We start from the raw sequence: 610 nt of genomic DNA on the forward strand, positions 1-610 counted from the left end.
CTTGTCTGAGGAAGATTTCGGTGACTATCTGACTGTCATCGCTGGACATAAAGTTGTGGGAATGGATTGGTTAGGAGCACAGCAAGGCTACCGTGTGACTTTAGATAATGATACAGCTATTGATGCCCAACTGTTGATTGGTGCAGATGGTCGTGGCTCATTTGTGCGTAAGCAGGCTGGGATTGAGATTGACATCCTTGATTATAATCAAACGGCGATTTGCTGCGCGATTCAAACTGCCAAACCCCATCAAGCCACCGCGCGCCAAGCCATGTTACCGACCGGCACGCTGGCATTATTGCCATTAGCAGATATTACAGATGAAGATAAAGCCAGTCCGCAACATTGGCAGTCGATAGTTTGGACACTGCCACGTAATCAAGCATTGGCATTAATAGAGGAAGAAGAGCGAGTGATCGCCGATAAGCTGGCCGCTGCCAGTAATTATGAGCTTGGCGCTATTAGTCAGATTGAATCAATCGCCAGCTTTCCACTGACCGCGCAACAGGCAAAGAGCTATGTCGCAGATAATTTAGTCTTGATAGGAGACGCTGCGCATGGAGTGCATCCACTCGCTGGACAAGGGCTAAACCTAGGTATGCTTGATGTG

Annotated in this window: 1 protein-coding gene; it reads left to right on the forward strand. The window is 48.4% G+C overall.

Annotated features, from left to right (window positions below; translation table 11 throughout):
- Nucleotides 1-610, forward strand: a 610-nt coding sequence (locus ACS8FD_RS22280) for an FAD-dependent monooxygenase (RefSeq protein ID WP_439277468.1), incomplete at both ends; no start/stop codon positions are given.

The sequence above is a fragment of the Psychrobacter sp. 1U2 genome, assembly GCF_051847575.1.